Annotated in this window: 16 protein-coding genes; 13 read left to right on the forward strand and 3 right to left on the reverse strand. The window is 36.6% G+C overall.

Going from position 1 to position 14,936, the window contains the following annotated elements; translation table 11 throughout:
- Nucleotides 1-32: 32 nt before the first annotated feature.
- The 3 genes from CYP28_RS02990 to aspS all read right to left on the reverse strand — a co-directional run bounded on the left by CYP28_RS02990 (nt 33) and on the right by aspS (nt 3,055).
- On the reverse strand, nt 33-368 hold the full coding sequence (locus tag CYP28_RS02990; RefSeq protein ID WP_103593029.1) for a NirD/YgiW/YdeI family stress tolerance protein: 336 nt from the start codon (nt 366-368) through the stop codon (nt 33-35).
- Between the two features lie 106 nt (nt 369-474).
- Nucleotides 475-1,044, reverse strand: coding sequence for an adenylate kinase (locus CYP28_RS02995; protein ID WP_021092793.1), 570 nt, complete (start codon nt 1,042-1,044; stop codon nt 475-477).
- 253 nt (nt 1,045-1,297) lie between these two features.
- Entirely contained in the window at nt 1,298-3,055 is a 1,758-nt protein-coding gene (aspS, locus tag CYP28_RS03000; protein WP_103593030.1) for an aspartate--tRNA ligase, read from the reverse strand.
- A 92-nt stretch (nt 3,056-3,147) separates the two neighbouring features.
- On the opposite strand from aspS, the gene CYP28_RS03005 reads away from it, so the two are divergent.
- The 13 genes from CYP28_RS03005 to mrdA all read left to right on the forward strand — a co-directional run bounded on the left by CYP28_RS03005 (nt 3,148) and on the right by mrdA (nt 14,765).
- On the forward strand, nt 3,148-4,023 hold the full coding sequence (locus tag CYP28_RS03005) for an NAD(+) kinase (RefSeq protein ID WP_103593031.1): 876 nt from the start codon (nt 3,148-3,150) through the stop codon (nt 4,021-4,023).
- Nucleotides 4,016-5,536, forward strand: a complete 1,521-nt coding sequence (locus CYP28_RS03010) for an AAA family ATPase (RefSeq protein ID WP_181000417.1) — start codon at nt 4,016-4,018, stop codon at nt 5,534-5,536. Before CYP28_RS03005 ends, CYP28_RS03010 begins: the two co-directional genes overlap by 8 nt.
- 88 nt (nt 5,537-5,624) lie before the next feature.
- A complete protein-coding gene (locus CYP28_RS03015) occupies nt 5,625-6,881 on the forward strand; it encodes a GGDEF domain-containing response regulator (protein ID WP_103593032.1) in 1,257 nt (418 codons plus the stop codon).
- Nucleotides 6,878-7,663, forward strand: coding sequence for a TatD family hydrolase (locus CYP28_RS03020; protein WP_103593033.1), 786 nt, complete (start codon nt 6,878-6,880; stop codon nt 7,661-7,663). Before CYP28_RS03015 ends, CYP28_RS03020 begins: the two co-directional genes overlap by 4 nt.
- 64 nt (nt 7,664-7,727) lie before the next feature.
- A complete protein-coding gene (locus CYP28_RS03025) occupies nt 7,728-8,939 on the forward strand; it encodes a lytic transglycosylase domain-containing protein (RefSeq protein WP_084040887.1) in 1,212 nt (403 codons plus the stop codon).
- On the forward strand, nt 8,926-9,783 hold the full coding sequence (locus tag CYP28_RS03030) for a septal ring lytic transglycosylase RlpA family protein (protein ID WP_103593034.1): 858 nt from the start codon (nt 8,926-8,928) through the stop codon (nt 9,781-9,783). Before CYP28_RS03025 ends, CYP28_RS03030 begins: the two co-directional genes overlap by 14 nt.
- Before the next feature lie 15 nt (nt 9,784-9,798).
- Complete coding sequence (gene hisB, locus CYP28_RS03035) at nt 9,799-10,374, forward strand: imidazoleglycerol-phosphate dehydratase HisB (RefSeq protein ID WP_181000422.1); 576 nt, start codon at nt 9,799-9,801, stop codon at nt 10,372-10,374.
- The gene (locus CYP28_RS03040) at nt 10,371-10,859 is read left to right on the forward strand and encodes a KdsC family phosphatase (protein WP_103593036.1); all 489 of its coding nucleotides are present in this window, start codon (nt 10,371-10,373) and stop codon (nt 10,857-10,859) included. Before hisB ends, CYP28_RS03040 begins: the two co-directional genes overlap by 4 nt.
- A complete protein-coding gene (locus tag CYP28_RS03045; RefSeq protein WP_230853312.1) occupies nt 10,838-11,377 on the forward strand; it encodes an LPS export ABC transporter periplasmic protein LptC in 540 nt (179 codons plus the stop codon). The genes CYP28_RS03040 and CYP28_RS03045 overlap by 22 nt, the downstream gene beginning before the upstream one ends.
- Nucleotides 11,350-11,826, forward strand: a complete 477-nt coding sequence (lptA, locus tag CYP28_RS03050; RefSeq protein WP_103593037.1) for a lipopolysaccharide transport periplasmic protein LptA — start codon at nt 11,350-11,352, stop codon at nt 11,824-11,826. The genes CYP28_RS03045 and lptA overlap by 28 nt, the downstream gene beginning before the upstream one ends.
- A complete protein-coding gene (gene yihA / locus CYP28_RS03055) occupies nt 11,823-12,437 on the forward strand; it encodes a ribosome biogenesis GTP-binding protein YihA/YsxC (RefSeq protein ID WP_021090939.1) in 615 nt (204 codons plus the stop codon). Before lptA ends, yihA begins: the two co-directional genes overlap by 4 nt.
- A 1-nt stretch (nt 12,438) precedes the next feature.
- Complete coding sequence (locus tag CYP28_RS03060; protein WP_103593357.1) at nt 12,439-12,930, forward strand: hypothetical protein; 492 nt, start codon at nt 12,439-12,441, stop codon at nt 12,928-12,930.
- A complete protein-coding gene (gene mrdA / locus CYP28_RS03065) occupies nt 12,927-14,765 on the forward strand; it encodes a penicillin-binding protein 2 (RefSeq protein WP_103593038.1) in 1,839 nt (612 codons plus the stop codon). The genes CYP28_RS03060 and mrdA overlap by 4 nt, the downstream gene beginning before the upstream one ends.
- The last annotated feature ends 171 nt before the right edge of the window (nt 14,766-14,936 follow it).

The following is a 14,936-nucleotide window of genomic DNA, read 5'->3' on the forward strand; positions in this document are numbered from 1 at the left end:
TATTTTTTGCATTAAATCCGTGTAAATTTTAACTACTTTACAACCTCTACGCTATCTACGTCGATCTCTGTTTTTGTAAAGTCTTTATCTATCTCACCTCTTATTCGTAAAGGTGTATCTTCATTTACTGTTATGTTGTCCCATTTTTTGTTATCGATCTCAATAATAATGACATCGCCGTTTTTATCGATAAATTCATATTTGTCTGATTTTATGTGTGATTTTATTTTGCCCTCAAGTACGACTTTAGCGTCATCTTTTAGTTTCAAAGCCTCTTTTACGCTTATCGTTTCACTTGAGTATTTTGATGTGAAGCCTCCAGCCATTGCGATGCTAGCAGATATTGCAGCGATTATGATCTTTTTCATTTTTATCCTTTAAAATTGGTTGTGAAATTTAAAGGATATTACATTTTTGGTGTTAATAAATGGTAAGTTTTAAAACCTCGCACATTTTGATGCAAGGTCTGTAATTTTATATAAGTTTAGCTAGCAAATTTTTAATATCAGCTACGATCTCGTCGATGCCACGCTCACCGTTTACTACGTGAAGTAGCTCTTTTTCGCTGTAAAATTTGCGGATAGGTTTGATCGGATCAAGATAGACTTTCATGCGGTTGTTAAAGACTTCGTTATTATCATCAGCGCCTCTTGCACGGCCAAGCACTCTAGCTCTTGCCACATCTTCGCTAACATCTACTTCGATGACGCCTTTTAGCGAAATTTCATCTTGCTCGCTTAAGACTTTGTCAAGCTCGGTCATTTGCTCAACGCTTCTTGGATAGCCGTCGATTATGATGTTTGATTTATTTGAGCTTTTGATAGCTGAGACGATCGCATTTACGACGACGTCAAGTGGGACCAAATTTCCTTTTGATATAAAGCCGTCTATCAGTTTGCCGAGCTCGCTACCACTAGCAACTTCGGCTCTTAAAAGATCGCCAGTTGAAAAGTGTGCAAATTTCTCATCTTGTTGTGCGATAATCGATGCGTCTGTTGTTTTGCCGCTGCCTGGAGCGCCGATGATTAAAAATAAATTCTTCATTTTTTCCCTTTTATTGCCTTTGTCTTTTGAGCGCTTTTTGCGGAGCTAGTAAAATTTAGCTTGATGAACTAATCGTTCTATCTGCGCAAAATTTTACGTCGCAACCACAAAAATCATCTCAAAATACTTAGACAAGTTTTAATTTAATTAGCCACCAAGTCGGAGGCATCTTTTTTATAAATTTAAATTTAGGATGGAAATTTGTCTAAAAAAATATCTAAAAACAAAATTCCATCTCTTTTAAAGGCAAACTTTAAGCCTTTTGCTCTTTTTCTCTTATCCTTAGTCCTAGCTCCCTAAGCTGTTCGTTGCTAGCGTGGCTTGGTGCCTTTGTTAGTGGGCACTGAGCACGTTGTGTTTTAGGGAAGGCTATGACGTCACGGATCGAGCTTGCTTTATTTACAAGCATATTTAGCCTATCAAAGCCGATCGCGATACCACCATGTGGAGGCGCACCGAATGTCAAGGCATCAAGCAAGAAGCCAAATTTCTCACGCTGTTCCTCTTCATCTATACCAAGAAGCTTAAAGACCTTTTGTTGGATATCGTTTTTATGAATTCTTATGCTTCCGCCGCCAAGCTCAAAGCCGTTTAGCACAACGTCGTGAGCGATAGAGAGGATATCTTCAAGATCAGGCTCGTCTATATTTTTTGGCATTGTAAATGGATGGTGCATCGCAGAGTAGCTTCCATCGTCATTTTGTTCAAACATTGGGAAGTCAAGCACCCATAAAAACTCAAGTTTGTCTTGATCGATGATGTTCATTTGCTCAGCTAGAAAAATTCTAAATCGTCCCATATAATCAAGCACGATCTTCTTCTTACCAGCACCAAAGAATACAACGTCACCAACTTTTAGCTCACATCTTGAGACGATCTCGTCAAGGTCACTTTGCTCGAAAAATTTGCAAAGAGGGCCTTTTAAACCATCTTCTTTCATCTGGAAGTAGCCAAGGCCTTGCGCGCCAAATTTACGTACAAATTCCTCAAATCTATTCATCTCGCGCTTACTAAAGATATTGTCGCCATTTGGTACTTTTAGCGCTTTGATGCGGTTTTTCTTCTTATCTTTTGCAATAGAGCTAAAAATTTCATTGCTTGAACGTTCAAAAATATCGATCACATCAATCATTTTTAGATCATATCTAAGATCAGGCTTATCTGAGCCATAAGTCTCGGTTGCCTCTTTGTAGCTCATGCGTCTAAATGGCGTTTTAATATCGTATCCGCAGGCTTTAAATATATCTTTTAGCATCGTCTCAGCCATATTTATGATATCTTCTTGCTCGACAAAGCTCATTTCGATATCTATTTGAGTAAATTCTGGCTGTCGATCAGCCCTTAAGTCCTCGTCACGGAAGCATTTTGCTATCTGAAAATACTTATCAAAGCCAGAACACATCAAAAGCTGCTTAAATAGCTGTGGACTTTGTGGGAGTGCATAAAATTGACCCGGATATACACGGCTTGGTACTAGGTAGTCTCTAGCACCTTCTGGGGTTGCACGTGTTAAAACTGGAGTTTCAAACTCGATAAAGCCCATTTTGTCTAGGCTGTTTCTAGCTGCGATCGCTGCACGAGAGCGCATTTTAAAGATATTTTGCAAGCGTTCACTTCTAAGATCTAGAAAGCGATATTTTAGCCTAATGTCCTCATTTACGCTCTCATCACCTATCATAAATGGCAGCGCTTCACTTGGGTTTTCAATGATCAGCTCGCTTACTATCACTTCTATCTCACCAGTTTTGAGCTTTGGATTGGTCAGCCCTTCGCCTCTAGCTCTTACTTTTCCTTTTGCTTTTAAGACATATTCATCTCTTACTTTTGCAGCAATATCGTGTGCTTCTTTGCTGTCAGCTGGGTCACAAACTAACTGAATAAGCCCACTAACATCTCTTAAGTCGATGAAAATGACGCCTCCATGATCTCTATATGTGTTTGCCCAGCCACAAAGTATTACTTCTTTGCCGATATCAGCTTTGCTAAGATCGGTGCAATAATGACTTCGCATAAAATGCTCCTTTGCAATGTTTTTTAGGCAATTATAATCGCTTTTTTCTTTTGAAAAGCTTTGTTAAAATAAAATATGTTACAATCATTTACATGAAAAATGAACAAAAATTTAATACTTTTTGCACAAAAAAAGTAGGACTTATCGCGAAAGATTATCCATTGTTTAGGCAAGATTTAGAAAAATTAGAAAAAATTTTAAAAAAGTATAACGCAGAAATTTTACTTGAGAAAAGTTGTGCCAAGCGTATAGAAAAAAATGGTTTTGAGCTTATAAAATTGGCAAAAGAGTGCGAATTTTTAATCACGCTTGGCGGTGATGGCACTATAATCTCAACTTGTAGAAAACTAGCTCATATCTCGCCGCTTGTTCTTGGCATACACGCTGGTAGGCTCGGATTTTTAACGGACATCACGATTGGCGAGAGTGAGAAATTTTTTAAAGACTTTTTTGATGATAAATTTGAGGTGGAAACGCCTTTTATGCTTGATGTGACGCTTCACAAAAATGATGGCAAAACTGAGCAAAAGATAGCATTTAACGATGCAGTCATTGTTAGTAAAAATGGCGGTTCTATGACACATATCGAGGCACTTTTAAATGAAAAATATTTTAATTCATATTTTGGAGACGGCGTTATAGTAGCGACACCTGCTGGAACAACGGCATATAACATGAGCGCAAATGGTCCTATTATCTATCCATTGAGCGAAGTTTTTACAGTAACTCCTATCTGCTCGCACTCACTTACACAGCGTCCAGTCGTGCTTACGAAAAATCACATGGTTAAATTTAGAACAAATAGTGACGCCATTTTAGTAATAGACGGACAAGACCGCTTTGATATGAGTAAAATTTCAGCCGTTAGCATGAGCCTCAGCGATAAAAAAGCTAGGCTGATACGCCATATCGGTAGAGATTATTTTCAAATTTTAAAAGAGAAACTTCACTGGGGTTATAATGATTGATCGAATTTTGATTAAAGATTATCTAAATTTTAAAAATGTTGAGCTAAATTTCAAAGAGGGTCTTAGTGTATTTACGGGCGTTAGCGGCGCTGGCAAGTCTGTACTAATGAGTGCGATCATGGCTGTTTTTGGCCTAAAAGATAGCGAGGCAAGGCTCATTGAAGCTGACGTGGAGCATAAATTTGAGCTTGATGAGTTTGGCATAGAAAATGAAGAGGTCAATATTTTCAAGCTTTTAAAAGATAAGAGCACGAGGTATTTTATAAACCAACAAGCCATCTCAAAGAAAAATTTAGCCCAAGTGGCGCGCGAGCATATCAAATACCTCTCGGCAAAAGAGGCAAACGAGTTTGAAAATGAGAAATTTCTAAATTTGCTTGACAGGCTAGAAATTTCAAAAAATGAGAAATTTAAAGAGACAAAGCAGGAATTTGAAGAGGCCTTTTTGGAATTTTCTAAAATTTCAAAAGAGCTAGCCACTATAAAAGAGGAAGAGAAAAAGGTCGAGGAGCTAAAAGAGCTTGCTAGCTTTGAGATCGAGAAGATAAGAAGTGTTGGGCCTAAAAAAGGTGAGTTTGAAGAGCTTATGGAGACTAAAAAGAGGCTTAGTAAAAAGGATAAGATAAATGAGGCGTGGGCTAGGGCTGAGCGGATATTTGAGCTAGAGCACAGCGTAAATGAGGCGCTAAGCATCAGTGACCTTGACAATGGCTTTTTTGAAGATGCAATGAACGAGCTAAGGGTCGCAAGAGATAGCCTAAATATGGAGGAGCTTGACGATATCGACGTAGAGAGCGTGCTTGATAGAATAGAAGCTCTTAATGCTATCATTAGGCGATATGGCAGCGAAGAGGAGGCGTTAGAAGCGCTTGATAAAAAGGAAAAAGAGCTTGCTAGATATGAAAATTTAAGCTTTGAAAAGAGTGAGCTAGAGAAGAAATTTGAAATTTTAAGCAAAAAGGCAAATGAGCTAGCCAGCGCTTTAAGCAAGGCAAGGAGCGTAAATTTAAAAGAGCTTGAGAGTATGATAAATTCATATTTAAAAGAGCTTTATATGCCAGATATTACGCTGAGTATTGAGGCTAAAAAGCTTGATATCTTGGGAGTTGATGAGATTTGTTTAAATTTAAATGAGACCTCACTTAAAAATTTAAGCTCAGGCGAGCTAAACCGCTTAAGACTAGCCTTCATAGCTGCCTCTAGCGAGATCACAAAAACTGGTGGTGACGTCATTATTTTAGACGAAATAGATGCAAATTTAAGCGGAAAAGAGGCGATGAGCATCGCAAATGTCTTGCTTAAGCTTGCAAATTTTTATCAAATTTTTGCCATTTCGCATCAGCCGCAGCTTAGCTCAAAGGCAAATTCACATTTTTTGGTAGAACGTCACGGTGAGAGCTCGGTCGTAAGAGAGCTTGATAAAGATGAGCGAGTAAATGAGCTTGCGCGCATGATAAGCGGCGAACATATAAGCGAAGAAGCAATAAATTTTGCTAAAGGGCTTTTAAAATAGCTTAATTTAAATTATTAATTTAAGCTTTGTAAATAAATTTATTTGATAAAATCGCCACTAATTTGATAAAAATTTTTGTAGGAATAATATGGAAAGAATTCTTGTAGTTGATGATAATAAGGCGCTAGCAAAGCTGATTGTTATGCAAATGGAAAAGAGCATTGATGATATGACAATTGATGTCGCATACAGTTTTGCCGAGGCTAAGACGCTAATTAGCGAGCATGACAAAGATTATTTTATGACTATTTTGGATTTAAATTTACCAGATGCTCCAAATGGCGAAATTGTTGATTATGCGCTTTCCAAAGGACTTTCAGCTATTGTTTTAACAGGTAGCATTGATGATGAAACAAGGCAAAATTTTATAAATAAAGATATTGTTGATTATGTTTATAAAGGAAACATGGACGATATCAACTATATCTTTCAAATGATAAATAGACTGAGCAAAAATAGACAATACAAGGTTTTGGTTGTTGAAGACTCGCTCCCTTTTAGAAATATGATAAAAAAGATATTAACTAGCCTTCAGTTTAAAGTTTTGGCTGCGGCTCATGGCGAAGAGGCAATGAGTTATTTTGCAGATAATCCTGATATAAATCTTATAATAACTGATTATAGAATGCCAGTAAAAGATGGCCTTGAGGTTTTAAAAGAGGTTAGAAAAGAAAAAGATAAAAATAGTCTTGGCGTAATCGTTATGACATCTCCTAGCGAAAAGACTGACGCATCAATATTTTTAAAAAATGGTGCGAGCGACTTTATAGCAAAACCATTTTCAAAAGAAGAGTTAATATGTCGTGTTAATAATACGATCGAAGCTATGGAAAATATAAACAAGATAGCAAATTTTGCAAATCGTGACTTCTTGACTGGAGTTTATAATAGAAGATTTTTTTATTCTGACGTAGAAGAGTATGTTCAAGCAGCTGAAGAGACCAATGAGCCTTATGCTTTTGCAATGATTGATGTTGATTATTTTAAGAAGATAAATGATAAATATGGCCATGATGGCGGAGATAAGGTACTAAAATCAATCGCAAAAATTTTAAATGACAATACAAAAGGAAGCGATATCGTTGCTAGATTTGGCGGCGAAGAATTTTGCGTTGTCCTTAAAAAAATAAATAAAGAAGAAGCTGTTAAATTTTTTGTAAATTTACGAGCCAAAGTAGCTGAAAATGAAGTAACTATAAAAAAGGAAAAAGTAAAAGTTACTATATCAATAGGTGTATCTTTTGGCAATGGGCATTGCGAGATAGACGATATGCTTGAGGCTTGCGATTCAGCACTTTACACCGCAAAAGAAAATGGTAGAAACAGAGTAGAAATAGCTTTATGATTATAGATACGCATTGTCATTTGGATAGTAAAGTTTATGATCCTGACCTTGATAAAATTTTAGATGAAGCTAGAAATTTAGGGCTAAAAGGCTTTATTATCCCGGGAGCTGATATCAATGATTTACCAAAAGCGGCTAAAATAGCGCATGAAAATTCTGACATTTTCTTTGCCGCCGGAGTTCATCCATATGATAAAGAGAATTTTAGTATTGAAATTTTAAGAAATTTTGCTAAAGATGAAAAGTGTGTGGCGATTGGTGAATGCGGTCTTGACTACTTTCGCTTACCAAAAGATGAAAATGAAAAGATAAAAGAAAAAGAGGATCAAAAACGTATTTTTTTAGCTCAACTTGATTTGGCTGTTGAGTTAAAAAAACCCGTTATTCTTCACATTAGGGAGGCTAATGAGGACTCTTTTAACATCTTAAAAGAGTATGCACCAAGGCTTGAAGCTGGAGCGATTTTGCACTGTTATAATGCTTCGCCACTTCTTTTAGAGCTTTGTAAATTTGGGAATTTTTATTTTGGTATAGGTGGTGTTTTGACATTTAAAAATGCTAAAAATTTAGTCGAGATTTTGCCAAAAATCCCATTTGATAGGATAGTTATTGAAACTGATGCTCCTTATCTCACGCCAGAACCAAATCGCGGCAAGAGAAATGAGCCGGCGTTTACGACATTTGTTGCTAAAAAGATAGCTGAAATTTTAAACCTTGAGTTTGAAGTTGTTTGTGAAAAAACTTCAAATAATGCCAAAAGGTTGTTTAAGTGCTTTGTCTGAAATTTGGGCATTGTGCTTGTTTAAGATGCTAGCATCTTAAGTTTTGACACGAAAAAGGATAGAAATGAAAGCAATGCTTAAAATATTTTTAATGTTTGCATGTAGTACCTTGCTACTGGCAAATACACCTGAAAAAAGCTCATACGATACTCAGGTAAAAATTTTAAAAGAGCTGGATATTGACGCTAGCTTTATGAAGACTTCTCACTATGCAAAGATGAGACAAGGTATCAAACAATCACAACTTGAAACATTTACAGAAGCTCTAAAAAATGGTTATATGTATATACCGATGGTAAAAGAGCAGATCAAAAAATCCGGCGTACCTGAGTCATTCTTTTATCTAGCTATGATAGAATCAGGCTTTTCAAATCACACAGTATCAAACGCAAAAGCTACTGGTATGTGGCAGTTTATGGAGCAAACGGCTAGACTGCATGGTCTAAAGGTAGGACAGTATGTCGATGAGAGAAAAGATCCAGTAGAGTCTACTATTGCAGCAACAAATTATCTAAAGTCGCTTAAAAATCAATTTGGCAAGTGGTATCTAGCAGCTATGGCCTATAACTGCGGCGATGGTGCGTTAAAAAGAGCTATACAAAAAGCTGGTACAGATGACCTTGTAACGCTTCTTGATGCGGAGAAAAAATACCTTCCAGCTGAAACTAGAAATTTTGTTATTAAAATTTTAAGAGCAGCATATACCGCAAAAGACGCGGACTTCTTGATGTCTAAAGATTCATCTTTGTTAAACATAAACGGAGGACTAAAGCTTGTAAAAGTAAAAGTACCTGGCGGTACAAATTTAGCTCAAATAGGGGATAGTATCGGTCTTAGTACAAAAAAGATGAAAAATAACAACCCGCATTTAAAATTTGTATTTACTCCGCCAACTCTAAAAGATTATTATGTTTATATCCCTGAAAATAAAAAGCAGCTTTTTGCAGAAAATTTCAAGCCATTTAATGGTAAAAATAATTTTTATGCCTATGTCGTAAAAAAAGGCGAAACACTACTTTCTATCTCTAAAAAAACAGGTGTTAGTCATAGAGCAATCAAGGACTACAACGAGCTTAGCACAAATGCCGTAAGCTATAATCAAAAACTAATTATTCCATTTTCTGCCCAAAATAAATCTCAAAACTATATAGTCCAAACTGGTGATACGATAGCTTCTTTATCTAAAAAATTTAATGTGAGCGAAAAAGATTTAAAAGATGCAAATTCTTTTGCTAGTTCAAATTTAAATGTTGGAGCAAATATTGTCATACCATAAGAGCCTAAAATTTTATATAGGGCTAAGTTTTACTCTTTTAGTTACTGGTTGCTCTTGGAGCGGGGCACCATTTACACCAAGTGGCCCAACTAATGTAAAGGGCAACAATTCAGCTTCTATCCAAAAAGCAACAATGAGACCTTACACGATAAATGGCAAAACATACTACCCAACCGTTGTAAGTGTGGGTGATAGGGCAAGTGGTACAGCGAGCTGGTATGGTCCAAATTTTCATGGTAAAACAACCTCAAACGGCGAAATTTATAATATGTACAACATGACTGCAGCACACAAAACTTTGCCGATGAATACGATCCTTAAAGTAACAAATTTAAGAAATCAAAAAAGCGTCATTGTTCGCGTAAATGATCGTGGACCTTTTGTGGCTGATAGAGTTTTAGACCTTTCAAAGGCAGCTGCAACTAAACTTGATATTATCGGTACAGGCACAGCTCCAGTCAGTATGGAAGTCATAGGCTTTAATGAAGATATAAATGCTGTTGCAAGCATTAACACTCAAGCAAAACCGACAAGCACTGGCATAAAAGTGCCAAATCCAGTCTCTCCGACAGCTCCAACTGGAGGCATTATTATTTCGTCAGAGCAACGGGTTGTAGGTGGAGATTTTATGGTGCAAATTGGCTCATTTAAAAACCTTGAGGGCGCAAACAGATATCAAAGAGAACATCAAAGCATAGATGGCTATAAGTCGGTAGTTAAGACATTTACTATAGATGGATCTACCATTTATAGAGTATTTTTAAATGGCTTTAGAAGTGAGGACGAGGCCAGGGATTATGCAAGAAGCGGTAAATTCCAAGGTGCATTTATAGTAAGAGGTTAGGGCGTGAGAGAAGAAATTTTAGAACTAACTAGAAATACAAAAGAGACACAAATCTCAATGAAGCTTAAAATTTATGGCTCTGGGGTTGCAAAGATAGATACTGGCATTGGTTTTTTTGACCATATGCTTGAGGCATTTACCAAGCATTCTTTGCTTGATCTTGAAATTTCATGCAAGGGCGACACGCATGTGGATTTTCACCACAGCGTTGAGGATGTAGGCATAGTTTTGGGTCAGCTTTTAAAAGAGGCCTTGTATCCTTTAAGTGGTGTTGAGAGATTTGGCGAGGCAAGCGTTGTTATGGATGAGGCGGCTGTTTTTTGTACACTAGATCTTAGCAACAGAGCTTACCTTGTATATGAAAATTTTAATGAAAATGCCAAGGTTGGCGAGTTTGACACTGAGCTTGTGGAGGAGTTTTTTAGGGCAGTTGCTATAAATTCAGCCATCACGCTTCATCTAAATCAAATTCGTGGCAAAAACACTCACCATATCATCGAAGCTACTTTTAAATCATTTGCCGTCGCACTTCGTAGAGCACTTGCCAAAAACGCAAGGATAGGCACTCCGAGCACAAAGGGTGTTTTATGATAGAGATTATATTTTTAGACGTTGATGGCTGCCTGACTGACGGCAAGGTCATATACAACGCAAATGGTGAAGAGCTTAAATTTTTTGATGTAAAAGATGGCTACGCGATAGAAAGCTGGCTAAAGCTTGGCAAAAAGGTAGCTATCATTACAGGTAGAAAGTCAGCCATCGTTGAGCGAAGGGCTGAAGATCTAAAGATAAATCACGTCTATCAAGGTGTTAGCGATAAATTTGAAGTGGCGAGTGAGATATTAAAATTTGAAGGGCTTAGCTTTAAAAACGCAGCAGCTATCGGCGATGACTACAATGACTATAAAATTTTAAATGCAGTTGCTTGGAGCTTTAAGCCAAAAGACGCGATAAAAGAGCTTGATGTAAAGACAAAACTAAAGCACAAAGGTGGCAATGGCGCGGTTAGAGAAATGATCGAGCTTATTATAAAATCAGAAAATTTATATGACGAGTGGTCGAAGCGTTGGTTGTAAAAATTTTCTACTTCGTCGTGGCCATTTTTAGTGTCGTGATGATATTTTTGGCAGCTCAAGATCCATACCTTGCAAATGTTTTAAAGATCGACACAAAGATATCAAATATGCAGATAAATGATGTGATAGATTATGAGATAAATTCCACGAAAATAAGCGGAGTCTACGAGGCTGATGAGCTAAATAGATACAATGATAAAGATGAATTTTTGAGTTTTAAAGCAAAAATTTTAAGAGGAAATTTAAAACATTTTCTAAGCTCAGACAAAGCAATCTCACAAAATGACGAAATCATCTTTCAAAAGAATGCAAACTATGAAAACAACGATAGTTTGAGATTTATAAGTGACGAAGTGATATATGGAACAAAAACAAAAATAGTAAGATCTGAAGCAAATTTCACGCTCATAAGAAATAATGATAAGGCACTGGGCGAGAGTGGAAGCTATGATCTTGCTAAAAAACAAACGCAGGTAAAAGGGTTAAGGGCATGGGTAGAAGAAAATCAGCGATTTTAGCGGTGATATTGGGTTTTACATTTTTAAATGCAGAGCAAGTTGAAATCACATCAAATGATTTTTTTGCAGATGAGAATAAGCAAACTAGTGAATTTATAGGTAATGTAAATATCAAAAAGGGCTCATTTGATGAGCTTAAGGCAGATAAGGTGGTCGTCTATTTTGACAAAAAACGCCAACCTGTAAAATATGTAGCTACTGGTAATGCTAGAGCAAAAATTTTTATAAAAGATAAGCACTATGATGGCAAAGGCAATACTCTTACATATGAGCCAGCAAAACAGATCTATACTGTTAGTGGAAATGGCTATTTACATGAGGTAGAAACTGATAAAAATGTTTATGGCGAAAAGATCGTTGTCAATCAAAAAGATGGCACATATAGCGTAAATAGTGATGAGAAAAAACCTGTTAAATTTATCTTTCAGGTAGAGGAAAAAGATAAGTGATAAGGCCACTAGGTGCTAAATTTATCACATCAAGCCCAAGTATAAAAGAGGCTCCAAGCTTCGTAACAAGCGAAGTTGTCTTTTTGGGGAGATCAAATGTTGGTAAAAGCAGCCTCATAAATACACTTGTAAATCAAAAAAATCTAGCCAAAAGCTCATCGACTCCTGGCAAAACTCAACTTATAAATTTCTTTGAGGCTGAGTTTTGTGAGCAAAAAGATGAGCAGGAAGAAAAAGATAAATTTAAGCTCATCTTGGTTGATTTGCCAGGCTTTGGCTATGCAAAAGTAGCAAAGTCAAAGCATGATGAATGGCGTAAAAATTTAGATGAGTTTTTGAAATTTAGAAGCGACATAAGGCTTTTTATACATCTAATTGATGCTAGGCATTTTGATTTAGACATAGACGTAAATGTAGATGCTTATCTAAAAAGCTTTTTAAGGGCTGATCAGAAAATTTTAAATTTATATACAAAAAGCGATAAGCTAAATCAAAGCCAAAAGAGTGCGGTAATGAAATTTGATCCAAGCGGTATCTTGGTCTCAACTCTTAATAAAAGCGGTATCGAAAAGGCTAGAGAAGCTATCATAAATAACGCTCTTGGTAGATAAAATGCAAACCATAAGCAGCTTAGATATTAAAATTTTTAAAGAATTTTGGTGGGCTGTTTTTTTATTCTCATATGAGATCGCAACTACGCAATTTGGTTTTTTGCCGCCACTCATTGGTATTTTTTTTACTTATATGATTTTGGAGTACTCAAGAAAACAAAAGCAATACGACGAGTTTAAGCACAATTGGTACTTTGCGATAATTTTTATAATATTTGCTGAGCAAATTCATGGATTTCATCTTTTTTCAACGATTATTGCATTTTTGCTTTTTTATAATTTTATTTTAGACTGGCTCTATACCACGATGAAGTGGCGAAATTGTCTACTTATCATCTTTGTAGCAGCTGGATATGCTTTAACCTTTCTTGTAAATAATCTATTTGCTTACGTTTTAAATGAGCAAAATTTAGCATTTTCGTCTGAATATCTATTTTTTATATCATTTGAAAGTATCCTTGCTATCGTTCTTTTTAGGGATAAAGTGCTATGAGGATGCGCATCGTCTTTAGTGTGATCGCTCTTTTTTGGATTATACTTTTGGGACGAATTTATCACCTAAGCATCAACTCAAATACCTACTACAACGAGATCGCAGAACAAAACGCGATAAAGACTATTTATATTCCGCCAGTTAGGGGTATCATCTTTGACGCACATGATAAGCCAATGGCTGTTAATCGTCTTGGCTTTTCAGTATCTATTAGACCTCATTTAAGCGCCAATAAAAAAGTAAAAATTTTAGATGATGAGCTAGCTTACATTGGCTCACTATTTAGCGATCTAAATGTTACAAAGCTTAAAAATGAATACATAAAAAATGACTCAGCTTATAACCAAGATTTCATAAATGTGGTCGAATTTATTGATTATGATAAATTTTTACCATTTTTTGCATCACTTTCTTTGCGTGAAAATTTAGAGATAAGACCCGCTTCAAAACGCCACTATCCGTATAACGATCTGGCTTCTCACATTATCGGCTATGTCGGTAGGGCAAATCAAAAAGATATGGATAATGATCCTTTGACAAAGCTTACAAATTATATTGGAAGAAGTGGTGTGGAGCGGTTTTATAATCCGATCTTACAAGGAATTCAAGGATTTAAAAAGATAAAGGTAAATGCCTTAAATGAAGAGATCGAGCAGATAAGCTATCAAGCACCACAAAGTCAAAACATCAAGCTTGCAGTCGATCTTGAGCTTCAGCAGTTTGTGGCTGATGTCTTTGGCAAGGATGCAGGAAGTGTCATAGTTATGAGTCTAAAAGACGGTGCTATCATAGCTGCTGGTAGCTTTCCAGAGTATGATCTAAATCCATTTGTGCTTGGAATTTCTCAGCCTGAATGGGAAGAGCTTGTAAAAAACGTCGATCATCCTTTTACAAATAAGCTAATAAACGGCCTTTATCCGCCAGGTTCGGTCGTAAAAATGGGTATGGCACTTGCATTTTTGGATAATGGCATGAGTAAATACGATAGCTTTTTTTGTAGTGGCTCGTATGAGCTTGGAGGACGTAAATTCCGCTGCTGGAACTCTCACGGACATGGAAATGTTAATATGAATACGGCAATTAGAGAGAGCTGTGATGATTATTTTTATAAAGGTAGTCAAAAGATCGGCATAGACGCTATTGTTCCGATACTTGAGCGTATGGGATTTGGTAGAAAAACAGAGGTTGATTTGCCAAATGAGTTTGTGGGGACTTTGCCAAGTAGAGAGTGGAAGATGAGAAAGTATGGCAAAGCGTGGTTTCAAGGCGAGACCCTTATCACTTCTATCGGACAGGGAAATTTCTTGGTCACGCCTATGCAAGTGGCAAAATATACAGCAGGCCTTGCAACTGGGTTAAATGTGACTCCACATTTTTTAAAGAGCATTGATGACAAGGATGTTGATTTTACGCCAACAGATGATGCTTTTACGCCGTTTGAAAAATCACAGTTACCAGCCATTAGGCATGCAATGTATGAAGTGGCAAATCACCCAAGAGGTACGGCAAATAGGCATTTTATTGGAAGCCTAGTTAAAGTTGCCGCAAAGACCGGTACTGCCCAGGTCGTTGGAATTTCTCAAACTGAAAAGAAACGTATGAAAGAAGAGGATATGGCGTATCTGCAAAGATCTCATGCGTGGATGACTACATATGCGCCTTATGAAGATCCGCAATATGTCATCACAATGGTTATCGAGCATGGTGGCCATGGCGGAAGTGCGGCTGGGCCAAAAATCGCTCAAATTTATAATAAACTTGTTGAAATGGGATATATAAATTTAGAAAAAATCCAAAGCGATAAAAATAAAAAACAAGACAATAAGAAAAAATAAGATCACTAAAAAGTCGTGGTAGTGACCACTTACTTAAAAATTTTTACTTTATGCTTGGTGCGTTTTGGCTAAATTTATCAACTACTTTTTAATCCTCCTTATTAAATTTTGGCAAGGTTGACCGAGAATTTATGTTTTTGGTAGGTAGTAAGAGCCTAAGCGTTGATATAT

It is taken from the genome of Campylobacter concisus, from assembly GCF_002914195.1.
Classification (GTDB): Bacteria; Campylobacterota; Campylobacteria; order Campylobacterales; family Campylobacteraceae; genus Campylobacter_A; species Campylobacter_A concisus_M.